This is a genomic window from Pseudomonas sp. SK, from assembly GCF_012975065.1.
Classification (GTDB): Bacteria; Pseudomonadota; Gammaproteobacteria; order Pseudomonadales; family Pseudomonadaceae; genus Aquipseudomonas; species Aquipseudomonas anuradhapurensis.
In genome coordinates, this window is record NZ_CP051857.1 from 4404968 (window position 1) to 4431051 (window position 26084).

The following is a 26084-nucleotide window of genomic DNA, read 5'->3' on the forward strand; positions in this document are numbered from 1 at the left end:
GGCCAGTCCTTCCTGTACGCCAAAGGGCCGGCACAGGTGGCAACCGCCAGACGAACGGCCCCTTGCCAAGCCGCCCCACACCCGCCATAACCATCCCATGAACCTGCCCGCCAAACAGCACCCGGTGCTCGAGCTGTTCCACCCCGCCGTGCGCACCTGGTTCCGTCGCCACTTCGCCACGGTGACCGACGCCCAGGCCCGTGCCTGGCCGCTGATTCACGCTGGCCAGTCGCTGTTGCTGGCGGCACCGACCGGCTCGGGCAAGACCCTCAGCGCCTTTCTGGCCGTGCTCGACGAACTGTTCCGCCAAGGCCTGGAGCAGCAGGGCGAGCCGCCTGCACAAACCCAGGTGATCTACGTTTCGCCGCTCAAGGCGCTGTCCAACGATATTCGCCTGAACCTGCAGGCGCCGCTTGAAGGCATCAGCCAGGCGTTGGCCGAACAGGGCCTGAGCGCGCCACGCATCACCACGGCCGTGCGCACCGGCGACACGCCACAAAAGGAACGCGCCGCCATGCGCAAGCTGGCACCGCACATCCTGGTAACCACACCCGAATCGCTCTATGTGCTGATGGGTTCGGCTTCGGGCCGTGAAGGCCTGGCCAGTGTGCACACGGTGATCGTCGATGAAATCCATGCCCTGGCCGGCAACAAGCGCGGCGCCCATCTGGCATTGACCCTGGAACGCCTGCAGGCCCTGTGCAACCAGCCGCTGCGGCGTATCGGCCTGTCGGCCACACAGCGCCCGGTCGAGCGGGTGGCGCAATTTCTGGTAGGCAGCGGGCGCCCCTGCGCGATCGTCGACGTCGGCCATGCACGGCAGCGCGACCTGGCCATCGAAGTGCCGCCGGTACCGCTTGGCGCAGTGATGGCCACCGATGTCTGGGGCCTGGTCTACGACCGCCTGGCCGAATTGGCAAGGGCACACCGTACCACCCTGGTGTTCGTCAACACCCGGCGCCTGGCCGAGCGCATCACTCGCCACCTCAGCGATCGCCTGGGCAAGGAGGCGGTGGCCGCGCACCATGGCAGCCTGGCCAAGGAACTGCGCCTGGATGCCGAGCAACGCCTGAAAAATGGCCAGTTGCAGGTGCTGGTAGCCACCGCATCACTGGAGCTGGGCATCGACATCGGCGATATCGACCTGGTCTGCCAGATAGCCTCGCCAGGTTCGATCGCCGCCTTCCTGCAGCGGGTTGGCCGCGCCGGCCACCAGGTCGACGGCGTGCCCAAGGGGCGCCTGTTCCCGACCTCGCGCGACGACCTGATCGAATGCGTAGCCCTGCTCGATTGCGTCCGCCGCGGCGAGCTGGATGAACTGCACATTCCCAGGGCGCCACTGGACGTCCTGGCCCAGCAGATCGTTGCCGAGGCCAGCAACCAGGCGTGGCCCGAACAGGCCCTGTACGACTGCCTGCGCCAGGCCACGCCCTACGCCGAACTCGACCTGCAACACTACCAGGCCCTGCTACGCATGCTCGCCGAAGGCTATAACGGCCGCCAGGGCGTGCGCAGTGCCTACCTGCACCGCGACGCGGTCAGCGGTACCTTGCGTGGCCGCCGGGGCAGCCAGCTGACCGCGCTGACCAGTGGCGGCACCATTCCCGACAACGCCGACTACACCGTGTTGCTCGAGCCACAGGCGCTGAACATCGGCAGCGTCAACGAAGACTTTGCCGTGGAGAGCATCGCCGGCGATATCTTCCAGCTGGGTAACGCCTCCTATCGCATCCTGCGCGTGGAACCGGGCCGGGTGCGGGTGGAAGATGCACATGGCCTGCCGCCGACCATTCCGTTCTGGTTGGGCGAGGCGCCAGGGCGCAGCGACGAGCTGTCTGCCGCAGTGGCGCGGCTACAGGCGCAGATCGATCAGCACCTGGCGCAGGCCGGCGGCAACCTGGCCGAGGTGCTGGCGTGGTTGCAGGAAACCTTCGAACTGGGCCAGGACAGCGCCAGCCAATTGCTGGACTACCTGGCCCGCACCCGTGAAGTGCTCGGCGCCCTGCCCTCGCAGGAAACCCTGGTGATGGAGCGCTTCTTCGATGAGTCCGGCGGCACCCAGCTGATCATCCATTCACCCTACGGCAGCCGCATCAACCGCGCCTGGGGCCTGGCCCTGCGCAAGCGCTTCTGCCGTACCTTCAATTTCGAGTTGCAGGCAGCGGCCAGCGAGGACGCCATCGTGCTGTCGCTGTCCACCAGCCACAGTTTCGAACTGGACGAGGTGTGGCGCTACCTGAACAGCCGCAGCGCCGAGCCGATCCTCGTCCAGGCCTTGCTCGATGCGCCGTTGTTCGGCGTGCGCTGGCGCTGGAACGCCAGCGTGGCCATGGCCTTGCCGCGCTTCATCGGCGGGCGCAAGGTGGCGCCACAGGTCCAGCGGATAAAAAGCGAAGACCTGGTGGCGGCGGTGTTCCCCGACCAGATCGCCTGCCTGGAAAACCTCGTCGGCGAGCGGCAGATTCCCGATCACCCACTGGTCGAACAAACCCTGGACGACTGCCTGCACGAAGCGATGGACAGCGAAGGCTGGCTGGCGCTGCTGCGGCGCATGGAAAGCGGTGCGGTGCGCCTGCTGTGCCGTGACCTGCCAGCCCCTTCACCGCTGGCTGCAGCCATTCTCAACGCCCGCCCGTATGCCTTCCTGGATGACGCGCCACTGGAAGAACGGCGCACCCAGGCGGTACTCAACCGGCGCTGGAGCGACGTGCACAACGGCGACGACCTCGGCGCGCTGGATGCCGATGCCATTGCTGCTGTCGCTGCTGAAGCCTGGCCGCAACCAGGTAATGCCGACGAAATGCATGAAGCGTTGATGGGGCTGGGGGCCATCAGCCAGGCGGAAGTGCAAGGCAATGTCAGCTGGGACATGCTGCTGCGCCAGTTGGCCAACGCCGGGCGCGCCATGTGCCTGGTGGATGAAGGGCTGTGGCTGGCGCGTGAGCGCTTGAGCCTGTTTCAGTTGCTGTACCCCGGCGCCCGTCTGCGCCCTGCGCTGCCGGTCTTGCCAGGCTTCGATCAGGCCAGCGAGCCGGATACTGCGCTGGTCGAGCTGCTGCGCGCCCGCCTCAGTGGCCATGGCCCGCTGACCCAGGCACAGATAGCCGCACCGCTGGGCAAGCCGCTAGCGGCGATCGAACAGGCGCTGGCCCGCCTGGAAGCCGAAGGCTATGTACTGCGCGGGCATTTCAGCCCTGGCGCGGGCGAACTGCAATGGTGCGAGCGCCATTTGCTGGCGCGCATCCACCGCTACACGGTCAAACGCCTGCGCCGGGAAATCGAGCCGGTCAGCCTGCAGGACTTCATGCGCTTCCTGTTCGACTGGCAGCACCTGGCCGCTGAGCAGCGCCTGCGCGGGCCGCAAGCCGTGGCCGAGGTACTGGGCCAGTTACAAGGCTTTCCGAGTGCTGCCGGCGCCTGGGAAGCCGAGCTGCTGCCGGCACGCATCCAGGACTACAGCCCGCACTGGCTCGACGATGCCTGTCGCAGTGGGCAGTTTGCCTGGAGCCGCCTGGCCACCACGGTGTCGAGCAGTACCTTGTCCAGCACCCCGCTGGTGCTGCTACCGCGCGAGTACCTGAATGTGTGGCGCAGCCTTGCCCCGGTGCCCGCGCTCGACAGCCTTGGCCCGCGGGCGCAGCGCGTACACGAGGTGCTGCAGGCACAGGGCGCGCTGTTCTTCGACGAACTGGCCCACGACGCCCACCTGCTGCCCAGCGAACTGGAAACGGCCTTGCAAGAGCTGGTAGGCGCCGGCCTCGTGGGGGCCGACAGTTTCGCCGGCCTGCGCAGCCTGATCACCCCGGCGGCGAAACGTACCTCCCGCAACAGCCGCCGTGGCCACCCGCCGCTGCTCAGCAGCATGGCCCATGCCGGGCGCTGGGCCTTGTTGCGCCGGGGGGCGGTGGACGACAGCCAGCGCCTGGAGCACATCGCCCGGGCCCTGCTGAGACGCTATGGCGTGGTGTGCTGGCGGCTGCTTGAGCGCGAAAGTGACGTGCTGCCGCCGTGGCGCGAACTGCTGCGCTGCTACCACCGGCTGGAGGCGCGCGGCGAGATTCGTGGCGGGCGCTTCATTGCCGGGCTGGCGGGTGAACAATTCGCCTTGCCGGAAGCGGTGGGCCTGCTGCGACAGGTACGGCGGCGTGAGCGAGACGGGGCGCTGGTGGCAGTGAGTGCCAGTGACCCATTGAACCTGATCGGGTCGTTGTTGCCGGGAGCGAAGGTACCGGCGGTCACTGGCAACCGCCTATTGTATCGCGATGGGGTGCCGGTGGCGGTGCGGGTGGCCGGACGCTATTCGTTCCTGGTCGAGGCGCCGGCCCAGGAACAGCAAGGCTGGCGGCAGATATTGCTGCGAGACAAGTTGTGAGCGCCTTTTGCTGTACCGCCCTGGTAGCTTGCCAGCGATAGGCCACTGCAGCCAGCACATGGGCGAGAAAGCCCCCTGCGGTATTGCCTGGACGAACAATGTGGCTCGAGCCTGTCCACCCATGAGCTGTTCTTTCAGCGTCCAGATGTCAGGTAAGCGCTGCACTAACCCTGGACCTGTGAAGCAATGGTATATCAATTCCCCTTGCAGACCGGCCGCTCCTGTTGCGTTCTACGGCGACCCGCCACGGCGCGGATGACATAGCGCGGTCGATGCTTGGACTCCATGTAGATGCGCCCGATGTACTCACCCAACACGCCGATGCCGATCAGTTGTACGCCGCCGAGGAAAAGAATGGCAGTCATCGATGATGGGTATCCCGGCACCGGGCTGCCAAACAGCCATTTTTCCAGCACCTGGTATGCCGCCGAGGCCAGCGCAAGTAACGCAACTAGCCCCCCGACATAAGTCCACAGTCGCAATGGTACGGTACTGAACGAGGTAATCCCGTCCAGCGCCAGATTCCACAGTTTCCAACCATTGAAACGGCTCTTTCCTTGCGTTCGCGAAGAACGTTCGTACTCGACCACTGCGGTGCTGAACCCTGGCCAGGACAACACGCCCTTCATGAACAGTTGCTGTTCGGGCATGGACCGGATCACGTCCACGACTTTACGGTCGAGCAAGCGAAAGTCACCGACATTTTCCTCGATGCGAATCTGCGATATGCGGTTCAGCAGGAAGTAGAAAATCGCTGCGGTAAAACGCTTCAAGTAGCTGTCACACGAGCGGTCACGGCGTTTGGCAAGTACCACATCGAAGCCTGCCCGCCATTGTTCGATCAGCTGTGGAATGACCTCGATCGGGTCCTGCAAGTCGACGTCGATTGGAATGACGGCATCGCCATTGGCTTGATCCAGCCCGGCGAACAGCGCGGCTTCCTTGCCGAAGTTGCGTGACAGGTCGATCAGTGAAACATCAGGGTCACCCGCGATCAGTTGGCGAATCTGCCGTTCGGTTCCATCCTGGCTGCCATCATTGATGAAAACCAGTTCGACCTGATCGGCCTCATTGGCCAGCGCCTGGCGAACGGCGTCATAAAACGGCCTGATCGTCTTTTCCTCATTGAATACCGGTACGATCAGCGAAATATCCATCCGCGCTTCTCCCTGAAGACCCACCGCGAGAACAGGAAGCCCAGCACCAGGCTGAGCAAAGAGAACAGCGTTACCGTAACCATTGGCTGCCAGCCGAGACGATCGCCGAGATAGCCCAGCGACACGCTGAGGCTGCCCATCCCTGCCACGAACCACAGGTAGCGCGACAGTGACAGGGGTACCCGGAAGGTGAACCTGGCATTGGCCAGAAACGAAAATGACAGCGCCACGGTGAAGGCGACCAGGTTGCTCACGGCCTGATCGCCGCCAAGCGCCAGCATGCTGATGAACACTGCTGCATGGATGGCGGTGTTGCACACGCCCACAAGCAGGTACTTGAAAAACGCAGCCATGGCTCAGGCCTTCACGTTTGGACTGAAGGCCAACTTAGATGAAGCCAGGACGGCGCACTACTGACAAAAATACCAGTTGACGCAGCGGGTCAACGCACGCTCAAGCCGCCGGACAGACGGGTGATCAACATGCCTGGCACGCGTGCAAACCCTCGTGCCAGGCGATGTTGTGTGAGCGGGACGTCGTTGTCAGGCCGCAGTGGCTGCTGCTTGCTTGTCACGCGGAGCCAGGCGCAACGTGTAATACAGCACCGTCAGCAGAACCAGGAACGCCGGGCCGATATACAGCGCCACGCGGGTATCTTCGAAGTACGCCATCAGGCCGACCACCAGCACCAGGAAGGCCAGCGCCAGGTAGGAGCTCAGCGGCCACAGCCACATGCGGTACTTCAGTGCCTTGCGCTCGGCGCTGCTGAGGCCGGCGCGGAACTTCAGCTGCGCGAGGAGGATCATCACCCAGGTCCAGATCGCGCCGAAGGTGGCAATCGAAGTGACCCAGACAAAGACCTTCTCCGGCACCAGATAGTTGGCCAGCACGCCCAGCAGCAGCGCGCCGATCGACAGCAGCAGTGCATTGCGCGGCACGCCGTTCTTCGAGGTACGGGCGAAGGCCGCCGGGGCCTGGCCGTTCTGCGCCAGGCTGTAGAGCATGCGCCCGGTGCTGAAGATGCCGCCGTTGCACGAGGACAGCGCGGCGGTAATCACCACGAAGTTGATGATGCCGGCGGCGGTCTTGATACCGAGGCGTTCGAAGGTCATGACGAACGGGCTGCCCTGGCTGCCGATTTCGTTCCACGGGTAGATCGACAGGATCACGAACAGCGCACCGACGTAGAACAGCAGGATGCGCCAGAACACCGAGCCGATGGCGTGCGGAATGGTCTTCTGCGGGTTGCGTGCTTCACCTGCGGTCAAGCCGATCATTTCCACGCCCAGGTAGGCGAACATCACCATCTGCAGCGACATCAGCACGCCGGTGACGCCGTTGGGCATGAAGCCGCCGTTGCTCCACAGGTTGGAGATACCCACCGCTACGCCGTCATTGCCCAGGCCGAAGGCAATGATGCCAATGCCACCCAGGACCATGGCGATGATGGTGACGATCTTGATCAGGGCGAACCAGAATTCGAATTCACCGAACGCCTTCACCGCCACCAGGTTGACCGCGCCCATGCTGCCCAGCGCCGCCAGGGCCCAGATCCAGCGCGGTACGTCGGGGAACCAGATACCCATGTAGATGGCTACCGCGGTAATCTCCGCAACACAGGTCACCAGCCACAGGAACCAGTAGTTCCAGCCAGTAAGGAAACCCGCCAGCGGGCCGAGGTAGTCCTGGGCGTAGCGGCTGAACGAGCCGGCGACAGGATTGTGCACGGCCATTTCGCCAAGGGCGCGCATGATCACCAGGATGGCCAGGCCACCGATGATGTAGGACAGCATGATGGCCGGGCCGGCCATTTCGATGGCCTTGGCCGAACCGAGGAAAAGACCGACACCGATACAGGCGCCCAGCGCCATCAGGCGGATATGTCGTTCGCCCAGTTCACGCTTGAGCGGGCCGCCTTCAATGGCCTGGCCGTGGGCAGGATGGTTGCCGACTGGCATAGCAATACAACCTCGTTTTGTTATTGGATTTGACCTTCGTGCAGCACCGGCCAGGCCGATAGACCTGGCGTCGGCTTGCCGAACTGGCCTCGTGGGCCGGTCCGAGCGCCGGAATAGAGCGTCCGGCTGGGCGAAGGGGCAAGCAGTATAGGAACACCGTTGCAGGGATTGTCGCTGTATATAGCGGAATAATCAGCGAGATTTCCGGGCGCACGCAGCGGCCCTGAAAACCGCAGCGGCACCATAGCAACATCGCCGGGCGAAGAAACCCACACCAAAGCCGCATAGCCCTCTCGGCTTCTTACAAATTTTTCACCTGCCCCGCTCAACGTCTAAGCTTCAGACAAGCAAGACGAAAATACCTGGCCGGATAGAAGATTATGGGCGCACTGTGGCAATCGGAACCAACCAGAACGGAAGCACCCGACCTACCTCCGGCCGAGACGCCACAACCCAAATCACCCCGCCAACGTCGGCTGTGGTGGCGGCTGATCATGCTCATCCTGCTGGTGGCGCTGGTGGCCATCGGCTTCGCTGCGTATGACGAGTTCCGCACTTCCAACCTGCAATCGCGGGAATTCAGCAAGCTGGCCACCACCCTCACCTACTCGCTGCAGCCAGGCCCCAGCGATGCCATCATCTACCCCGGTGAGGGTCCGTTCGACAAACGCCTGGGCTACAGCGCCCTGGGTGAATTCCTGCCGCGCCTGCTCAAGCGCGACTACCTGATCAGCGAGCAGGTGCGCTTCTCGCCGGCGCTGATGAATTATGTCGAGCATGGGCTGTTTGCCCCCTACATCGAGAAAATCCAGGCGGGGCTGTCGATTACCGACTGCCGCGGCGACATGTTGTACCAGTACAAGTACCCGCAACACCTGTATCCGGACTTCGCATCGATCCCGCCAGTGATGGTCAACAGCCTGCTGTTCATCGAGAACCGCGACCTGCTCGACACCAAGGACCCACGCAACAACCCGGCCGTGGACTGGCCGCGCTTCGCCAAGGCGGCCTACAGCCAGGTGGCCAAATACCTGGCCCTGCCCGGCCAGTCTGCGGGCGGCAGTACCCTGGCCACGCAGCTGGAAAAGTACCGGCACTCACCGGACGGCCTGACGGTATCGGGCGCCGAAAAGATCCGCCAGATGATTTCTGCCAGCGTGCGCGCCTACCAGGGCGGCCCCGACACCACCGAGGCACGCCAGCGTATCGTGCGTGACTACCTCAACAGCGTGCCGCTGTCGGCCGTGCCTGGGCATGGCGAGGTGCATGGCATGGCCGAAGGCCTGCGGGTTTGGTACGGCGCCGATTTCGACCAGGTCAACCAGGCCCTGACCGCCACCGCCAGCGACCCCGAAAGCATGGCCACGCGCGGCCTGGCCCTGCGCCAGGTGCTGTCACTGATGATTGCCCAGCGCCGCCCCTCGCACTACCTGTCCAAGGGGCGGGTCGAACTGGCGGAACTGACCGATGCGCACATTCGCGTGCTGGCCGCCAACAAGGTCATCGACCAGCCGCTGGCCAACGCCGCGCTGGCCAGCAAAGCGGTGTACCGCGACTGGGTGGCGCAACCGACCATCGTGCCGATCGTCACCAACAAGGGCATCAGCCTGGCGCGCAACCGCCTGGCGGCGATGCTCAACCGCCCGCTGTACGACCTCGACCGCCTCGACCTGTCGGCCACCAGCACCCTGCAGGCCGACCTCCAGGTGCAAGTCAGCCAGTACCTGAAAAACCTTGCCGACCCAGCGTTCGCCGCGCAGATCGGCCTGATCGGCGAGCGCCTGCTGACGGCCAAGACCACCGACCAGGTGAGCTACAGCTTTACCTTGTTCGAGCGCACCGCCGATGGCTCGCGGGTACGCGTGCAAACCGACAGCACCGACCAGCCCTTCGACATCAACGAAGGCAGCAAGCTGGAGCTGGGCTCCACCGCCAAACTGCGGGTGCTCACCACCTACCTGGAAATCATCGCCGAGCTGCACGACAAATACGCCGGCAAGCCTGCCGCCGAGCTGAAGAAAGTCGAAGTCGCCGAACTCGACCGCATCACCCAATGGTCGCTGGAATGGCTGGCGCAGAACAGCAAGAACCAGAGCCTTGACGCCATGCTCGATGCCGCGCTGGAGCGCAAGTATTCGGCCAACACCGGCGAGGCCTTCTTCACCGGCGGCGGCATGCATGTGTTCAACAACTTCCGCAAGGAGGACAACAACCGCAACCCGACCCTCAAGGACGCCTTGCGTGAGTCGATCAACCTGCCGTTCATCCGCCTGATGCGCGACCTGGTGCGCTACGTCACCTACCAGCAGCCGTACAACCGCCTGCCGTTGCTCAAGGACGACAGCGACCCGCGCCGCCAGGAATACCTGGCCCGCTTCGCCGACAAGGAAGGCACCAACTACCTGATGCGCTTCTGGAAGAAATACCAGCGCAAGACCTCGCAGCAGCGCCTGGACACCTTCCTCGACAGCATGCGCGTGACCCCGCAACGGCTGGCAGCGGTGCACCGCTACCTGTTCCCCGAGGCCGGGCAGGAAACCTTCAACGCCTTCGTCCGCGCCCACCTCAAGGGTGACAAGGTTGCCCTGGGCAAACTGACCGACGGCCGGCTGTCGGAGATGTACGACGCCTACGGGCCCGGCAAGTATGACCTGCCGGACCAGGGCTACATTGCCAAGGTCCACCCGCTGGACCTGTGGCTGCTCGGTTACCTGCTGAAGAACCCTGGCTCGACGTTGAGCGAAATGGTCAACGCCAGCCGCTTCGAACGCCAGGAGGTATACGGCTGGTTGTTCAAGAGCCGCCACCAGGGCGCGCGTGACAGCCGCATTCGTACCATGGTCGAGATCGAAGCGTTCCTCGACATTCACCAGCGCTGGAAGCGTGTGGGCTATCCATTCGACCACCTGGTGCCCTCGCTGGCCACCGCCATCGGTAGCTCGGGCGACCGCCCCGCCGCCCTCTCGGAACTGGTTGGGATCATCCAGAACGACGGCGTGCGCCTGCCGACCTTGCGCATCGACACCCTGCATTTTGCCGCCAACACGCCGTACGAGACCAAACTGGTCAGCGACCCGGACCGCGGCGTGCGGATTCTGCCGGTCGAGGTGGCACGCGCACTCAAGGGCGCCATGTCGCAAGTGGTGGATGCGGGCACTGCGCGGCGTATTTCCGGCAGTTTCAAGCTGCAGGACGGCACGCCACTGGTCATGGGCGGCAAGACCGGTACCGGCGACAACCGCATCGAAAGCTTCGGCGCCGGTGGCCGCCTGATCGGCTCACGCTCGTTGAACCGTACCGCTACCTTCGTGTTCTTCCTGGGTGACAACCACTTCGGCACCTTGACCGCGTTCGTACCTGGGCGCTCGGCGGAAGCCTTCACGTTCACCTCGGCGCTACCGGTGCAAGTGCTCAAGGGCATGGCCCCGATCCTCATGCCCTACCTGCAGCCGGGCAATTCGAATGAGTGCAAACCGCCACAGATGGCGGCGCAGGCCGGCAAACCGACAGAGGACGCATCGAAAAACTAGATGATAATCACCCGCAATTGTGGGCTTGTCTTTAGATATATCTTGAGTAATATCTTACGATATATCGCCAACGACGGAGACTTGTCCCCATGCGCGAACATCCTTCCCACGACCCCTTCGAGCGGCGCCCTGGCCGCGGCGAACGCGGCCCACGCGTATTCGCCCCCGGCGACCTCAAGCTGCTGATGCTGGCTTTGCTCGCCGAACAACCCGGCCATGGCTACGACCTGATCCGCCAGATCGAGAACCTGTTCGATGGCAGCTACAGCCCCAGCCCCGGGGTTATCTACCCCACGTTGAACTTCCTCGAGGAGGCCGAACTGATCAGCGGCCAAGCGCAGGGCAGCAAACGCCTCTATGTCATCACCGATGCCGGCCGCACCGCCCTGGCCAAACAGGCCGTCGCCCTGGACGGCGTGCGCATGCGCATCGAGGTCAGCAAACGGGCCCTGCGCGGCCACGACCGCCCGCCAGAAATCCATGAAGCGGTCGGCAACTTGCGCCACGCACTGCACATGCACAGTGGCCGCTGGACCGCGGAAGAAATCGAGCGGGTTCGCGATCTGCTCAATCATGCCGCCAAGGCCATCGCTTCCGGGCCGAGCGAGCCCGTCAGGGAGACACCCCATGAATGACACCATCCACCGCGTCAACCATGAGATCCGCCAACGCCGCCTGCAGGTGGTACGGGTCTCCGAGCTGACCCCGCGCATGCGCCGCATCACCTTGGGCGGGGTCGAGCTGCAAGGTTTCACCAGTGTGGGCAGCGACGACCATATCAAGCTGTTATTCGCTGAAACGCCCGAGCAGCAGCAGACCCTCGAGGCCGGTAACCTGGGCAAAGACGGTGGCGCACGGCCGACCATGCGCGAGTACACGCCACGGCGCGTCGACCTGGTGGCCAACGAACTGGACATCGATTTCGTATTGCACGGCGATGGCCCTGCCTCCACCTGGGCTGCCCAGGCCACACCAGGGCAAACCCTGTACATCGCCGGGCCGCGGGCGTCGACGGTGGTGCCGGATATCTTCGACAGCTACGTGCTGATCGGCGACGAAACCGCCATCCCGGCCATTGGCCGCCGGTTGGAGGAATTACCCGCAGGCCGCCAGGTGCTGGCGATCATCCAGATCGAAGATGAACAGGAACGCCAGCCGCTGCCGAGCAAGGCACAGGTGGAGGTGATCTGGGTACGTCGGCACCAGGAAGACCTGCTGGCCTTGGTGAACAACCTGAGCTTGCCGCAAGGCCGCTTGTACGGCTGGGTGGCACTGGAAAAGGCCCTCACCCGCCAGGCCAAGGCGCTGTTGCTGGAAAAGGGGCTGCCGGAAAATGCGCTGAAAGCCGCAGCCTACTGGCGTGCCGATGGGACTGCGGACTTGTAGGAGCGGCCGTGTGTCGCGAAAGGGGTCGCAAAGCGGCCCCGGCAACATCAACGGCGAAGTTGGAGACAGGGGCCGCTATGCGCCCCATCGCGACACGAGGCCGCTCCTACAATTGAACGCGTAAACGTCTCATAGCCCACCTATCCAGCCCCAGCAGCACCAGCCCGATCCCCCAGAATCCCGCCAGCATCCCCAGGGCATTGCGTAACACTTGCGCATATCCCAGGCTTGCTACGTCGATGAACGGGTAGGCATACACGCCTATCTCGCTGCCCCGCCATAGCGCATAGGCGAAATACACCATCGGGTACAGCGCCCATGCCGCCAGGTGCCATAACCGCAGCATGCCCTTGGGTGTTTCGACCCACCAGTACAAGGCAAACAGCACCGGCATAACATCGTGCAGCAACTCGTCCGCCAGCCACTGCCAGCCCTGCGGTTGCCACAGATGGCGCAGTAACACACTGTAGGCCAGCGCCACCAGCACGATGCTGGTGGCCACCGCCGAACTTACTGACGGCGAGAGAAAGAAGCGCTTGCCAGCCCCGTCCCGACCAAACGCCGCATAACTCAGCACTGTCGCCGCCAGGGTGTTGGTCAACACGGTGAAGTAGCCGAATACGTTGATCAGGCCGCCAATCAGGCTGGCCTGTTCCTGCCAACGCGCCAGCAGTACCAGGTACACCTGCACCGTCAGGCCGAACCAGCCCAGCACGGCGATGCCGGTCAACCAGGGACGGCGGGGCATGTCAGGCGTTGCGCTGCAGTTTCACGTACAGCTGCTCCACCTTTTCCCGCGCCCATGGCGTCTTGCGCAGGAAGGTCAGGCTCGACTTGATGCTCGGGTTGCTCTTGAAACAACGCACATCGACGCGCTCGGCCAGGCCCTGCCATTGGTAGTGCGCCACCAGTTCAGTGAGGATCTGCTCAAGGGTCTTGCCGTGCAGCGCGTTGTGTTGGGCCGTGCTCATGCCAGTGCTCCGTAGGAAAGATGCGCACCTTACACGAGTGTAGCGGTGGGTGGGATCAGCCGTATCAACAGAGAAACCGCTGGCCAGGCAGGAAAACTTTGTGCTGAAATGAACATGTTATGTTGTAACATTACATAAGCACCTGCCAAGGAACGCCCCATCCCCATGCTGTACACACCGCTGCGCCTCTCGCCCCTCGCCGTCGCACTCTGGCTGAGCGCCTCGCCCAGCCAGGCCGTGGAACTCGAACCTCAGGTCATCACCGCCAATCCACTGGGCAACCGCCAGCTGGCGACTCCCAGTACCGTGCTGGAAGGCGACGACCTGCTGCAACAGCAGCACGGCAGCCTCGGCGAAACCCTGAACAAACAGCCCGGTGTCGCCTCTACCTGGTTTGGCCCAGGCGCCAGCCGCCCGGTCATCCGTGGCCTGGATGGCGACCGCATTCGCATCCTGCGCAATGGTGTCGGCGCCCTGGATGCTTCGTCGCTGTCCTACGACCATGCCGTGCCGCTGGACCCGGTCACCGTCGACCGGGTCGAGATCGTTCGCGGTCCGGCCGCCCTGCTCTACGGAGGTAACGCAATCGGTGGCGTGGTCAACACGCTCGACAATCGCATTCCGGACGCTCCCATCGACGGCATCCACGGTGCCGGTGAACTGCGCTACGGCGGCGCCGACACCACCCGCAGCAGCGCCGGCAAACTGGAGGCTGGCAACGGTGCCTTCGCCCTGCACCTGGATGCCAACAGCCGCCAGTTCAATGACCTGCGAATCCCTGGTTATGCCCGCAGTGCCAAGGTCCGCGACGCCGACGAGCCGGGCAGCAAGCACCGCCTGGACAACAGCGACGGCCGCCAGGAGGGTGGTGCGCTGGGAGGGGCCTACCATTGGGAGCACGGTTACACCGGCCTGTCGTATAGCCGCTACGACAGCAACTATGGCTCCGTGGCCGAGCCCGGCGTGCGCCTGGACATGAAGCAGGACCATTACGCCTTCGCTTCCGAATTGCGTGACCTGGACGGCCCGTTTACTTCGGTCAAGGTCGATGCTGGCTACACCGATTACGAGCACCGGGAAATTGAACAAGGCGAGGTTCATACCACCTTCAGGAACAAGGGCTATGAGGCCCGCGTCGAAGCCCGTCACCAGCCGCTCGGGCCCGTGGAAGGCGTGGTTGGCGCGCAGCTCAGCCGCAACCAGTTCTCCGCCCTGGGCGAGGAAGCCTTCGTCCCGCACACCGACACCGACAGCCTGGCGCTGTTCATGCTGGAGCAGTGGCAAGCTACCGAGCGCCTGAACCTGAGCCTGGGTGCACGCCTGGAACACACCCGCGTGGACCCGGACGGCAAGGGCAGCGAAAACTTCGCCGAGGCCGACAGCGCCAGCAGCTTCAACGCGTTCAGCCTGTCTTCAGGGGCGGTGTACCAGCTCGACCCGGTCTGGTCGCTGGCCGCCAGCCTTGGCTACACCGAGCGTGCCCCGACCTTCTACGAGCTGTATGCCAATGGCGCCCACGTGGCCACCGGTGCCTTTGAAGTCGGCGATGCCGGCCTGAACAAGGAAAAGGCCATCTCCACAGACCTGGCACTGCGCTTCGACAACGGTACCCACAAGGGTAGCGTCGGGGTGTTCTACAGCCACTTCCGCAACTATATCGGCCTGATCGGCACCGGCAACCTTCGCGAGGGCGGGCATGACCACGATCATGACGAGGATGGGCACGACCACGATCATGACCACGACGGTTTCCCGGAATACCAGTACCAGGGCGTACGCGCACGCTTCTACGGCATCGAAGCCCAGGACCGCTGGCAACTGGTAGAAAACCGTTACGGCAGCTTCGCCCTGGAACTGTCGGGCGACTACACACGGGCGAAAAACCTCGACAGTGGCGAGCCGCTGCCACGCATCGCCCCGCTGCGCCTGAACAGCGGCCTGGTCTGGGAGCTGGACCGCTGGCAGGCGCGGGTCGATGTGCAGCACGCTGCCGCGCAGCACCGCAAGCCGGCCAACGAAACCAGCACCGATGGCTACACCACGTTGGGGGCGAGTGTCGGTTACCGCTTCGACATGGGCCAGAGCCAGTGGCTGGCGTTCGTACGCGGCGAGAACCTGACCGACCAGAGCGTGCGCTATGCCAGCTCGATCCTGCGCGATATCGCACCGGCACCTGGGCGTAGCGTGGAAGTCGGGCTGCGTACCAGCTTCTGAAATAGCGGGGGCGCGTTGCGCCCCGATCGCCAGCAAGCCAGGCTCCCACCCCGACCGCATCGGCCTCAAGCTCTGCGCAGTCCCGGTGGGAGCTGGCTTGCCGGCGATTGGCCGTAGAGCAGGCGCCTGAGCAGCTGATTATTACCTGTTGGGGAATAATTCACTGCGACAATTTGTCTTTTTTTCTTGCAACTTCCCCTATATCCTCCGCGCCGCAAGCTGAAACGCTTCATTCAACCAATCCTGTCGCCATTTCCATCGAGGGCCCCTGCCCTTCGATGCGCTTGCCGTTTATTCAATAATCAGAAGATAGCGCTATCTCATGTTCCAACTGCCCAAAACCTGTTACATCAGCCTTGCCCTCAGCGCCCTGGCGATCCCCGCCAGCGCCAGTGAAATGTTCGCCAGCGACTCCCCATGGATGCTCGGCGATTGGGGTGGCACCCGCAGCGAACTGCTGGACAAAGGCTACGACTTCACCCTCGGCTACACCGGCGAGATGGGCAGCAACCTGCACGGCGGCTACGACCATGATCGCACCGCACGCTATAGCGACCAGTTCACCTTCGGCAGCCACCTGGACCTGGAGAAGATCCTTGGCTGGCACGACAGCGAATTCCAGCTGACCATCACCGAGCGCCACGGCGACAACATCAGCAACGACCGCATCAACGACCCGCGCGTCGGCGGTTTCACCTCGGCCCAGGAGGTCTGGGGCCGTGGCGAAACCTGGCGGCTGACCCAGATGTGGATCAAGCAGAAATACTTCGACGGCGCGCTGGACGTGAAATTCGGCCGTTTCGGCGAAGGCGAGGACTTCAACAGCTTCCCCTGCGACTTCCAGAACCTGGCCTTCTGCGGCTCGCAGGTGGGCAACTGGGTCGGTGGCATCTGGTACAACTGGCCGGTCAGCCAGTGGGCGCTACGCGTGCGCTACAACCTCAACGACGCCCTTTATGCCCAGGTCGGGGTGTTCGAGCAGAACCCCTCCAACCTCGAGTCGGGCAACGGCTTCAAGCTCAGCGGCAGCGGTACCCAGGGTGCGGTCATGCCGATCGAACTGGTGTGGAGCCCACGGGTCAATGGCCTTAAAGGGGAATATCGCGCCGGCTACTACTACAGTAATGCCAAGGCACAGGATGTTCTCAAGGACAACAACGGCCAGCCGGCAGCGCTCAGCGGCGCCGCCTACCGCAGCAGCTCGAGCAAGCACGGCGTGTGGCTCGGTGCGCAGCAGCAGGTGACTTCGCTGGCGTCCGACCAGTCGCGTGGCCTGAGCCTGTTCGCCAATGCCACGGTTCACGACAAGAAGACCAATGCCATCGACAACTATGTGCAGGCTGGACTGGTATTCAAAGGGCCCTTCGACGCCCGCGCCAAGGACGACATCGGTTTCGCCCTCGCGCGCGTGCACGTCAACCCTGCCTACCGCAAGAACGCCCGCCTGGCCAACCAGGCCGCCGGCCTCGATGACTACGACAACCCCGGTTTCCTGCCGGTACAGGACACCGAGTACAGCGCCGAACTTTACTACGGCATCCATCTGGCCGACTGGCTCACGGTACGCCCCAACCTGCAGTACATCCGCCACCCGGGCGGGGTGTCGCAGGTCGATGACGCACTGGTCGGCGGCCTGAAGATCCAGAGCAGTTTCTAACCCCCTTTTTGACCTGACGGAGAACCTACGATGAGCACTGAAGGTGCCAACACTGGAAGCCGCTGGCTACCGCGCCTGATTGGTGCGTTGCTGTTGCTGATGGGCCTGGCCCTGCTGGCCGGCGGCATCAAGCTGAGCCAGCTGGGCGGCTCGCTGTACTACCTGATCGCCGGTATCGGCTTTGCCTTGGCGGGCATCCTGCTGCTGGCCCAACGCCGCATTGCCCTGGGCCTGTACGGCCTGGTACTGCTGGGCAGCACCGTGTGGGCCCTGCTCGAAGTGGGCCTGGACTGGTGGCAGCTGGTGCCGCGCCTGGCCATCTGGTTTGCCATCGGCGTGGTGCTGCTGCTGCCATGGGCACGACGCCCGCTGATCGGCCCGGCCAGCAAGGCCAACACCGCGCTGCTCAGCGTTGCGGTGGTCGCTTCCGGCGCTTGCGCGCTGGCCAGCCAGTTCACCCACCCGGGTGAGGTGTTCGGCGAACTGGGGCGCGACAGCAGCGAAATGGCCAGCGCCGCACCGGCCATGCCCGACGGCGACTGGCAGGCCTATGGCCGCACCGAACATGGCGACCGCTATTCGCCACTGCGCCAGATCACCCCGCAGAACGCCTACCGCCTGGAAGAGGCCTGGCGCATCCGCACTGGGGACTTGCCAACCGACAACGACCCGGTGGAGCTGACCAACCAGAACACCCCGTTGAAGGTCAACGGCATGCTCTATGCCTGCACCGCGCACAGCCGCCTGCTGGCGCTGGACCCGGACACCGGCGCAGAAATCTGGCGCTACGACCCGCAGGTGAAGAGCCCGGTCGGCACCTTCAAGGGCTTTGCCCACATGACCTGCCGTGGCGTGTCGTACTATGACGAGAACCGCTATGTCAGCCGCGACGGCAGCCCTGCGCCGAAAATCACCGACGCCGGCCAGGCCGTGGCCCAGGCCTGCCCACGCCGCCTGTACCTGCCCACCGCCGACGCCCGCCTGATTGCCATCAACGCCGACAACGGCAAGGTCTGCGAAGGCTTCGCCAACCAGGGCGCGATCGACCTGACCACCGGCATCGGCCCGTTCACCGCTGGCGGCTACTACTCCACTTCACCGGCCGCAGTCACCCGCGACCTGGTGATCATCGGTGGCCACGTCACCGACAACGAGTCGACCAACGAGCCATCCGGCGTGATCCGCGCCTATGACGTACACGATGGCCACCTGGTGTGGAACTGGGACAGCAACAACCCGGACGACACCCAGCCGCTGGCCCCCGGCAAGCTGTACAGCCGCAATTCGGCGAACATGTGGTCGATTGCCAGCGTCGACGAAGACCTCGGCATGATCTACCTGCCGCTGGGCAACCAGACCCCGGACCAGTGGGGCGCCAACCGCACCCCGGGCGCCGAGAAGTACAGCGCCGGCGTGGTCGCCCTGGACCTGGCCACCGGCAAGGCCCGCTGGAACTACCAGTTCACCCATCACGACCTGTGGGACATGGACGTCGGCAGCCAGCCGACCCTGGTTCACCTGAAGACCGATGACGGCGTGAAACCGGCAATCATCGTGCCGACCAAGCAAGGCAGCCTGTACGTGCTCGACCGTCGCGACGGCACGCCGATCGTGCCGATCCGCGAAATCCCCACCCCGCAAGGCGCGGTCAAGGGCGACCACACCTCGCCCACCCAGGCCCGCTCCGACCTCAACCTGCTCGGCCCTGAGCTGACCGAGCAGGCGATGTGGGGCGCCACGCCGTTCGACCAGATGCTGTGCCGCATCCAGTTCCGCGAGCTGCGTTACGAGGGCCAGTACACCCCGCCGTCCGAGCAAGGGTCGCTGGTCTATCCCGGTAACGTCGGCGTCTTCAACTGGGGCAGCGTGTCGGTCGACCCGGTACGCCAGCTGCTGTTCACCTCGCCCAACTACATGGCCTTCGTGTCGAAGATGGTCCCGCGTGAGCAAGTGGCCGCCGGCAGCAAGCGCGAAAGCGAGACCAGCGGCGTGCAGCCGAACACCGGTGCTCCCTACGCGGTGATCATGCACCCGTTCATGTCGCCGCTGGGCGTACCGTGCCAGGCCCCGGCCTGGGGCTATGTCGCCGCGATCGACCTGTTCACCAACAAGGTGGTGTGGAAGCACAAGAACGGCACCACTCGCGACAGCACTCCGGTACCGATCGGCCTGCCGGTTGGCGTGCCGAGCATGGGCGGCTCGATCGTCACCGCCGGTGGCGTCGGCTTCCTCAGCGGTACCCTCGACCAGTACCTGCGCGCCTATGACCTGAACAACGGCAAGGAACTGTGGAAAGCCCGCCTGCCAGCGGGTGGCCAGGCCACGCCGATGACCTACACCGGCAAGGATGGCAAGCAGTACGTGCTGGTGACTGCCGGCGGGCATGGCTCGCTGGGCACCCGCATGGGCGATTACATCATCGCTTACAAACTCGCCGACTAAGCTTCAAGGCGGCAAGCGACGAACGAAAGCGGGGCCTGTACGGTCCCGCTTTTTTCTTGCCTCGGCAAGCGTGACGCTTGAAGCTTGAAACCCCATCTTTCCCGCCCCATCTAAGCACCATAGTCATTCACGCAGGTGCCCCATGAGCGACCAGCAGGATTTCCCGGAACATCCCGACGAACACAGCGAAGTCGAACACACCACTCACCAGGCCGAAACCGGCCACGCCCTCGCCCTGCCCGGCCAGCAGCTGCCGGACAAGGTCTACGTGATCCCGATCCACAATCGCCCGTTCTTCCCGGCCCAGGTATTGCCGGTCATCGTCAATGAAGAACCCTGGGCAGAAACCCTCGACCTGGTGGCCAAGTCGCCAGACCATTGCCTGGCCCTGTTCTTCATGGACACCCCGCCAGAAGACCACCGCCACTTCGATACCTCGGCCCTGCCGCAGTACGGCACGCTGGTGAAGGTGCACCATGCCAGCCGCGAGAACGGCAAGCTGCAGTTCGTCGCCCAGGGCTTGAGCCGGGTCCGCATCCGCACCTGGCTCAAGCACCACCGGCCACCCTACCTGGTCGAGGTCGAATACCCACGCCAGCCGGCCGAGCCGACCGACGAGGTCAAGGCCTACGGCATGGCACTGATCAATGCGATCAAGGAGCTGCTGCCGCTCAACCCGCTGTACAGCGAAGAGCTGAAGAACTACCTCAACCGCTTCAGCCCCAACGACCCATCGCCGCTTACCGACTTCGCCGCCGCGCTCACCTCGGCCACCGGCAGCCAGCTGCAGGAAGTGCTCGACTGCGTGCCGATGCTCAAACGCATGGAAAAGGTCTTGCCGATGCTGCGCAAGGAAGTCGAGGTCGCGCGCCTGCAGAACGAGATCTCGGCCGAGGTCAACCGCCAGATCGGCGAGCACCAGCGCGAGTTCTTCCTCAAGGAGCAACTCAAGGTCATTCAGCAGGAGCTGGGCCTGACCAAGGACGACCGTAGCGCCGACCTCGAGCAGTTCGAACAGCGCCTGGAAGGCAAGACCTTGCCGGACCAGGCTCGCCGGCGCATCGATGAAGAAATGGGCAAGCTGGCCATCCTCGAAACCGGCTCGCCCGAATACGCCGTCACCCGCAATTATCTGGACTGGGCAACCGCCTTGCCCTGGGGCGTATACGGCAACGACAAGCTCGACCTCAAGCACGCGCGCAAAGTCCTTGACCAGCACCACGCCGGCCTCGACGACATCAAGGAACGCATCCTCGAATTCCTTGCCGTAGGTGCCTGGAAAGGCGAGATCAGCGGCTCGATCGTGCTGCTGGTGGGCCCGCCCGGGGTGGGCAAGACCAGTATCGGCAAGTCCATCGCCGAATCGCTCGGCCGGCCATTCTACCGCTTCAGCGTGGGCGGTATGCGCGACGAAGCCGAGATCAAGGGCCATCGCCGCACCTATATCGGTGCACAGCCTGGCAAGCTGGTGCAGGCGCTGAAAGACGTCGAAGTGATGAACCCGGTGATCATGCTCGATGAAATCGACAAGATGGGCCAGAGCTACCAGGGCGACCCGGCGTCGGCACTGCTGGAAACCCTCGACCCGGAGCAGAACGTCGACTTCCTCGATCACTACCTCGACCTGCGCCTGGACCTGTCCAAGGTGCTGTTCGTGTGCACCGCCAACACCCTCGACTCGATTCCGGGGCCGTTGCTCGACCGCATGGAGGTGATTCGCCTGTCCGGCTATATCACCGAGGAGAAGCTGGCGATTGCCAAGCGCCACCTGTGGCCCAAGCAACTGGACAAGGCGGGCGTGGCCAAGACCAGCCTCGCCATCAGCGACAGCGCCTTGCGCGCGGTCATCGAAGGCTATGCCCGCGAAGCTGGTGTACGCCAGCTGGAAAAGCAACTGGGCAAGCTGGTGCGCAAGGCGGTGGTCAAGCTGCTGGAAAACCCCGAGGCCAAGCTGAAGATCGGCACCAAGGACCTGGAAGCCGCGCTTGGTATGCCGGTATTCCGCAGCGAACAGGTGCTGGCCGGCAAAGGCGTGATCACCGGCCTGGCCTGGACCAGCATGGGCGGCGCCACGCTGCCGATCGAAGCCACCCGTATCCACACCCTCAACCGCGGCTTCAAGCTCACCGGTAAACTGGGTGACGTGATGAAGGAGTCTGCCGAAATCGCCTACAGCTACATCAGCTCCAACCTCAAGCAGTTCGGCGGTGACCCGGGTTTCTTCAACGAAGCGTTCATCCACCTGCACGTCCCCGAAGGGGCTACCCCCAAGGATGGTCCCAGCGCCGGCATAACCATGGCCAGCGCCCTGCTGTCGCTAGCCCGTGACCAGGCGCCAAAGAAAGGCGTGGCAATGACCGGCGAGCTGACGCTGACCGGGCAGGTGCTACCAATTGGTGGTGTGCGCGAGAAAGTGATCGCGGCGCGGCGGCAGAAGATTTTCGAGCTGATCTTGCCGGAGCCTAACCGGGGAGACTTCGAAGAGCTGCCAGACTACTTGCGCGAAGGCCTGACCGTGCATTTTGCCAAGCGCTTTGCCGATGTGGCGAAAGTGCTGTTTGCCTGAGGCGGCTGGCGGGCCGGGAGGCCCGCCAGGCTTCGTCAGCGAAATGCAGTCAATGTAGCGTTTGCATGCCGCTGGATACCTTCCCATTGCGACATGAACAACTTGAAGTACAACATGAACATTGCCAGCCTCTGCTGAGTGTCGATAGTTCTCAGACGGTTAGCCGAACTCTCCAGATAAGTACCGATCGCTTGCCAGACTGAATGCATCTTCCCCGAAGACACCACGGTGGTGGAAAGGGCCTGGTCCAGCTGCTCTATTTGCACCAGCAATTGCTTGACATCCTGATAACTGGCGACGCCGAGCGGATGGTCTGTAACGTATCCAATTTTGGAGCGCGGCCTGGATTGACGCTGCACCGCCCGGGCCTTTTCCTGCACGACGGGAATAAGCTTCAATCTGGCGTCGTCGCGAAACCGTTCAAAGCCTGTGTAAACGGCCTCAGTTGCCGTCTCGAAACGGCTGATCTCGAGGCGGAATTGCTCCAGCATCGACGCCATTGAGGTCAGGATCAGCTTGTCCTCCTTGCTCAAGCCAAGCGGTGGCAATTGACTCAAGGCTTCCCATGTCAGCGAAGCATCTCCAAGCCCACGCATCGTCCTGGCCAGTCTTTCAACTTCAATGCCATGGGCCCGAATAGTCTCGGCCTGAACAACCAGAGCGCCGGCAAGGGCTTTGCACTTGGTTCGCAAGGTTGGCCAGCCCATCGAATGCAACCTGAGCATAATGAATAACTCAAGCATCCGTGACGGGTGCAATTCAGGCTCAGGCGAGAATCCATAATCCAGGTATTTGGTGGTTTGTTCCAGCGTCCTTGGTAGTGCTAAAGCGACCGCCAGGTAACGGTCCAGCCGTGACACCGTTTCATGAGCAAACGGCAGCGCTGAAGCATCCGTAGTATGCAGTCCAATGTCATGCAGGCACTTGACCAACATTCCGCATTTTTCATGGTTTTCCAAGTCTATCGACTCAGCCATTGGTAAGGGCTGTATATGCATATGCCTACCCCTTGATACATACAGCCACCCTGGCGGGCCAGAGTGGCCAACTCATGGTTTCAGATTATCCGGTCAACGTGCTCGAGCGTGCGCTGCTTGACCGACAGCAACTGGTTGAACACTTGGGCGACAGCCTTGATATCAGGCACATTGTGCAAAGGCATACGCTGCAATCGCGTTAAAAAACCCTGCAGCACAAGCCGCAATTTTTGCGCATCTGAAAGCCACGCGCTGCGATGCTGCATCAGTACAGGCACCTGGGCCAGCGCCTCCAGCTGAGTATCGATTTCAGCCATCTCCCGCTGCATTGAAGTCAACGCCTTCTCCTGCTCGAGCAACGCTCGAGCCAGGTCGCGGTGCTGCTGCTTCAATTCCGCATAGCGCATACCTTCCTGAATCAGGCCGTCTAGCTTTTCCAGGTCTTGCATGGCTTGCATGGCTGCATCAAGGGCAAGCTTAGCTTTTCCCCCCGGGACAGCGAGCTGACTTAACTGTTCCGCAGATGGCAGCAAGTTGCTGAGGTCCAGTTGCAACTCCCTGCTTTCCAGCGCCGCCACGGCTGCATTGATCTTGTCCAGCTTCTCCTTGTCGGCCTCGCGCTGCGCTGTCTGCTGAGCGCACCGGTTTTCGAGACTTGCTCGTTGGCTGCCCAAGCGCGCCTTGTCATTGCGCTCATCAAGTTCAGGAACAGACGCAAAGGCCTTGCTGCCCTTGTCCAGCTCAACAATCAGACTGGCCAGCTCTCGTTTAAGGTCATCAGCTTGTTCCCTGGCGAGTTCCAGTATCTCTGGATCGGCATCTTCAGCCAGCGCCTCGATCATCAGCTCGAATGGCGACTGCTCAAGACTGGCGACAGAACGCAGGGCCCTGGCCTTGAGTACCTTTTTATAGTTATCCAATGCATCCACGTGGCGCTTTACCAGATCGTGGAGCAGCGTTCGAAAGGCCAGCTGCCTTTTCTGCCAGACGCCAAGAAACGCGTTCGCCGCCACGACCATGGCGTCCAGCTCAACGACCGGAACTTCAGTGATGTAGGACACGTTACTATTCATATTAATTAACCCTTGCCTTGGCGGCAGCCGCCTCATCAAATACTGCGGTGAGCTGCAATGCAGTGCCTTCAATCTTGCTCCACTGCCCCAGGAATTGAGCAAAGTGAATAATGAATAAGGCTAGTTTTTTACTGTCGTATGCACTGTCCAGCCTTTTCATGGAAGCACCGACATAGGTATCCACGGTCTCCCAGGCGGTCTGCAAGTGAGCGGCAGCGGTCAACACACTGGCCAGCCTGAAGTCCAGATCGTCCACAAACTGGCCAAGCGTTGCGAGCGCCCCTTCAAGTCTTTCCCTGGCCTGCAATTGTTTGGCAATTAGCCGACGCTTATCCTCGGCCTCCCTACGCCGCTTGCGAACTTTCTCTGCTTTCGAACCATAAATAGCGCCACCGACAAGAAGCCCCAGAGGGCCTGCCGCCGCGCTGCCCATCACGCCTTTGATGTACTGGTCATATTCCTTTTTCAGTCCAGCGATTTCGTCATCCAGGTAACTCAGTTCTTTTCGCAAACGTTCAAGTTCGCCGTCTTGTCCTTTTCTGCCTATCGCTTCGCCCTTGCCCGCCACCGCTGGAATCAGTTCGAGCTTTATCACGTCCCGCCAAGCCGTCGTCTTAGCCTTCACTTGCTCCACGCGCTCAGCATAGGCTTTCACGCAGTCCCTCAGCACGTCCATATATTCTGCGATCAGCGAGACCACAGCCCGGTCCTCACGTGTCAACGGTATCGGCGTGGACAGGGCAACCTGTTGCCAATTCTGCACATTGTTACCCAGTGCCCTGACACGCCGGCACTCGTCGACAATGACTTGTCCGCTGGCATTGATTGAATTGGCCGTGCTGGCCAATTCACTGGAGAGCTTCTTGCTGCTGTCCGACAGTGGAATCCAGTCGCGCGCATGCTTGCGCAAACGCACGAACAACGTCTCCCAGCTTTCAGGTGTCAACTCGGGCTCATCGATCTTCGTATAACCCAACCAGCGCACAAGGTTGTCACGTGTTTGTGGAAGACTGAGAACGAAGTTCACATATTCATTAATGGTAATTATATGCTCACGCGTAAGGGTCAGGCCGCCTGCTTGAGGCCCATCTTGTGTTGCCATCGCCTCGACAAGGGCAATTGGCAAAGTTGAGGCTTCAGCCTGAAGTTTTTCATAATCAATTGCTGCGTTCATAACTTCGCTTCTCACAATAGTGTGGGTCAATCCCAAGCGCGAATTTAGGACTCGTCCATCCGGCACAACAGCAGGCATTGTTTCCTTCGCGGCAATGGGTAATGGACTGCACCTGTAATGCGTTACGACAAGACAAGAAGTGCGGTGGTACAGGCAACACAAAAACCGCCCGGTTAGGTTATCCTCGGGCCATCGCCAACCTCCGGAGCCAACATGACCGCCCCTCGTCTGCTCGTTCCCATGAGCTTCGCCCTGCTTTGCGCCTGTGCCCAACAACCCACGCAACCCATCGAACTGGGCGCCGAAAGCGAATGCCCGACACGCCTGCAGGTGGGCCAGACCCTGACCCTGACCCTGCCCAGCAACCCATCCACCGGCTATCGCTGGCGCATCGAAAACCCTGCCGCCAACGTGCTGCGCAGCCTCGGCCCGGAAGTGTACAGCGCCCCTGAAGAAGAGGATGTGGTCGGCAGCGCCGGCGTCTCCACCTGGCGCTACCAGGCCAACCGTGCCGGAGAGGCCCAACTGGTATTGGTCTACCAGCAGCCTTGGGCTGCCGATGTCGCCCCGGTACAGAGCTTCGATTGCAAGGTCATTGTCCGCTGAA

17 protein-coding genes are annotated in these 26084 nt (G+C 62.8%); 9 read left to right on the forward strand and 8 right to left on the reverse strand.

Translation table 11 applies throughout. The features are described 5' to 3' along the window. The first annotated feature begins 97 nt into the window (after positions 1-97). Positions 98-4372, forward strand: a complete 4275-nt coding sequence (locus HG549_RS20145) for a DEAD/DEAH box helicase (protein WP_170031981.1) — start codon at positions 98-100, stop codon at positions 4370-4372. A 194-nt stretch (positions 4373-4566) separates the two neighbouring features. On the opposite strand, the gene HG549_RS20150 is transcribed toward HG549_RS20145, so the two are convergent. From HG549_RS20150 to HG549_RS20160, 3 genes are all read right to left on the reverse strand, one after another. Beyond that, complete coding sequence (locus HG549_RS20150; protein WP_170031983.1) at positions 4567-5529, reverse strand: glycosyltransferase family 2 protein; 963 nt, start codon at positions 5527-5529, stop codon at positions 4567-4569. Continuing rightward, positions 5514-5882 carry a GtrA family protein gene (locus HG549_RS20155; protein WP_170031986.1) on the reverse strand — a complete coding sequence of 123 codons (369 nt, stop codon included), beginning with the start codon at positions 5880-5882 and terminating at the stop codon, positions 5514-5516. The genes HG549_RS20150 and HG549_RS20155 overlap by 16 nt, the downstream gene beginning before the upstream one ends. A 189-nt stretch (positions 5883-6071) precedes the next feature. Next, positions 6072-7487, reverse strand: coding sequence for an amino acid permease (locus tag HG549_RS20160; RefSeq protein WP_170031989.1), 1416 nt, complete (start codon positions 7485-7487; stop codon positions 6072-6074). Positions 7488-7867: 380 nt separating this feature from the next. Between HG549_RS20160 and HG549_RS20165 the strand changes: the two genes are divergently transcribed. From HG549_RS20165 to HG549_RS20175, 3 genes are all read left to right on the forward strand, one after another. Continuing rightward, entirely contained in the window at positions 7868-11017 is a 3150-nt protein-coding gene (locus HG549_RS20165; protein ID WP_170031992.1) for a transglycosylase domain-containing protein, read from the forward strand. An 89-nt stretch (positions 11018-11106) separates the two neighbouring features. Further along, positions 11107-11652, forward strand: a complete 546-nt coding sequence (locus HG549_RS20170) for a PadR family transcriptional regulator (RefSeq protein WP_170031996.1) — start codon at positions 11107-11109, stop codon at positions 11650-11652. Further along, positions 11645-12403, forward strand: a complete 759-nt coding sequence (locus HG549_RS20175; RefSeq protein WP_170031999.1) for a siderophore-interacting protein — start codon at positions 11645-11647, stop codon at positions 12401-12403. Before HG549_RS20170 ends, HG549_RS20175 begins: the two co-directional genes overlap by 8 nt. A gap of 106 nt (positions 12404-12509) precedes the next feature. Here the strand turns inward: HG549_RS20175 and HG549_RS20180 are convergent, their stop codons facing one another. Further along, positions 12510-13151: a Pr6Pr family membrane protein gene (locus HG549_RS20180; protein WP_170032002.1), complete on the reverse strand. Its 642-nt coding sequence runs from the start codon at positions 13149-13151 to the stop codon at positions 12510-12512. Position 13152: 1 nt separating this feature from the next. Beyond that, on the reverse strand, positions 13153-13374 hold the full coding sequence (locus HG549_RS20185; RefSeq protein ID WP_133332077.1) for a VF530 family DNA-binding protein: 222 nt from the start codon (positions 13372-13374) through the stop codon (positions 13153-13155). A gap of 165 nt (positions 13375-13539) precedes the next feature. On the opposite strand from HG549_RS20185, the gene HG549_RS20190 reads away from it, so the two are divergent. From HG549_RS20190 to lon, 4 genes are all read left to right on the forward strand, one after another. Beyond that, positions 13540-15588 carry a TonB-dependent receptor gene (locus HG549_RS20190; RefSeq protein ID WP_170032005.1) on the forward strand — a complete coding sequence of 683 codons (2049 nt, stop codon included), beginning with the start codon at positions 13540-13542 and terminating at the stop codon, positions 15586-15588. A 322-nt stretch (positions 15589-15910) separates the two neighbouring features. Beyond that, positions 15911-17245 (forward strand): carbohydrate porin, encoded by a 1335-nt coding sequence (locus HG549_RS20195; RefSeq protein ID WP_170032007.1) that lies wholly within the window; start codon positions 15911-15913, stop codon positions 17243-17245. Positions 17246-17275: 30 nt separating this feature from the next. Further along, positions 17276-19687, forward strand: coding sequence for a glucose/quinate/shikimate family membrane-bound PQQ-dependent dehydrogenase (locus HG549_RS20200; protein WP_170032009.1), 2412 nt, complete (start codon positions 17276-17278; stop codon positions 19685-19687). 142 nt (positions 19688-19829) lie between these two features. Beyond that, positions 19830-22253: an endopeptidase La gene (lon, locus tag HG549_RS20205; RefSeq protein ID WP_170032011.1), complete on the forward strand. Its 2424-nt coding sequence runs from the start codon at positions 19830-19832 to the stop codon at positions 22251-22253. Between the two features lie 35 nt (positions 22254-22288). On the opposite strand, the gene HG549_RS20210 is transcribed toward lon, so the two are convergent. Genes HG549_RS20210 through HG549_RS20220 form a run of 3 tightly spaced genes read right to left on the reverse strand, consistent with a single transcriptional unit; the run spans position 22289 to position 25477 of the window. Continuing rightward, positions 22289-23251: a hypothetical protein gene (locus tag HG549_RS20210; protein ID WP_170032013.1), complete on the reverse strand. Its 963-nt coding sequence runs from the start codon at positions 23249-23251 to the stop codon at positions 22289-22291. A 59-nt stretch (positions 23252-23310) separates the two neighbouring features. After that, a complete protein-coding gene (locus HG549_RS20215; protein WP_170032015.1) occupies positions 23311-24291 on the reverse strand; it encodes an alpha-xenorhabdolysin family binary toxin subunit B in 981 nt (326 codons plus the stop codon). A gap of 13 nt (positions 24292-24304) precedes the next feature. After that, positions 24305-25477 carry an alpha-xenorhabdolysin family binary toxin subunit A gene (locus tag HG549_RS20220; protein ID WP_170032017.1) on the reverse strand — a complete coding sequence of 391 codons (1173 nt, stop codon included), beginning with the start codon at positions 25475-25477 and terminating at the stop codon, positions 24305-24307. A 213-nt stretch (positions 25478-25690) separates the two neighbouring features. Here HG549_RS20220 and HG549_RS20225 point away from each other — a divergent pair, with 213 nt between their 5' ends. Continuing rightward, positions 25691-26083: a protease inhibitor I42 family protein gene (locus tag HG549_RS20225; protein ID WP_170032019.1), complete on the forward strand. Its 393-nt coding sequence runs from the start codon at positions 25691-25693 to the stop codon at positions 26081-26083. The last annotated feature ends 1 nt before the right edge of the window (position 26084 follow it).

Bases quoted from the DNA above. Each gene is read 5' to 3' on its own strand.
- lon (WP_170032011.1), top strand. From the start codon at position 19,830: ATGAGCGACCAGCAGGATTTCCCGGAACATCCCGACGAACACAGCGAA.
- HG549_RS20155 (WP_170031986.1), bottom strand. From the start codon at position 5,882: ATGGCTGCGTTTTTCAAGTACCTGCTTGTGGGCGTGTGCAACACCGCC.
- HG549_RS20175 (WP_170031999.1), top strand. From the start codon at position 11,645: ATGAATGACACCATCCACCGCGTCAACCATGAGATCCGCCAACGCCGC.
- HG549_RS20165 (WP_170031992.1), top strand. From the start codon at position 7,868: ATGGGCGCACTGTGGCAATCGGAACCAACCAGAACGGAAGCACCCGAC.
- HG549_RS20200 (WP_170032009.1), top strand. From the start codon at position 17,276: ATGAGCACTGAAGGTGCCAACACTGGAAGCCGCTGGCTACCGCGCCTG.
- HG549_RS20220 (WP_170032017.1), bottom strand. From the start codon at position 25,477: ATGAACGCAGCAATTGATTATGAAAAACTTCAGGCTGAAGCCTCAACT.
- HG549_RS20145 (WP_170031981.1), top strand. From the start codon at position 98: ATGAACCTGCCCGCCAAACAGCACCCGGTGCTCGAGCTGTTCCACCCC.
- HG549_RS20185 (WP_133332077.1), bottom strand. From the start codon at position 13,374: ATGAGCACGGCCCAACACAACGCGCTGCACGGCAAGACCCTTGAGCAG.
- HG549_RS20195 (WP_170032007.1), top strand. From the start codon at position 15,911: ATGTTCCAACTGCCCAAAACCTGTTACATCAGCCTTGCCCTCAGCGCC.
- HG549_RS20190 (WP_170032005.1), top strand. From the start codon at position 13,540: ATGCTGTACACACCGCTGCGCCTCTCGCCCCTCGCCGTCGCACTCTGG.
- HG549_RS20210 (WP_170032013.1), bottom strand. From the start codon at position 23,251: ATGCATATACAGCCCTTACCAATGGCTGAGTCGATAGACTTGGAAAAC.
- HG549_RS20170 (WP_170031996.1), top strand. From the start codon at position 11,107: ATGCGCGAACATCCTTCCCACGACCCCTTCGAGCGGCGCCCTGGCCGC.
- HG549_RS20225 (WP_170032019.1), top strand. From the start codon at position 25,691: ATGACCGCCCCTCGTCTGCTCGTTCCCATGAGCTTCGCCCTGCTTTGC.
- HG549_RS20150 (WP_170031983.1), bottom strand. From the start codon at position 5,529: ATGGATATTTCGCTGATCGTACCGGTATTCAATGAGGAAAAGACGATC.
- HG549_RS20180 (WP_170032002.1), bottom strand. From the start codon at position 13,151: ATGCCCCGCCGTCCCTGGTTGACCGGCATCGCCGTGCTGGGCTGGTTC.
- HG549_RS20160 (WP_170031989.1), bottom strand. From the start codon at position 7,487: ATGCCAGTCGGCAACCATCCTGCCCACGGCCAGGCCATTGAAGGCGGC.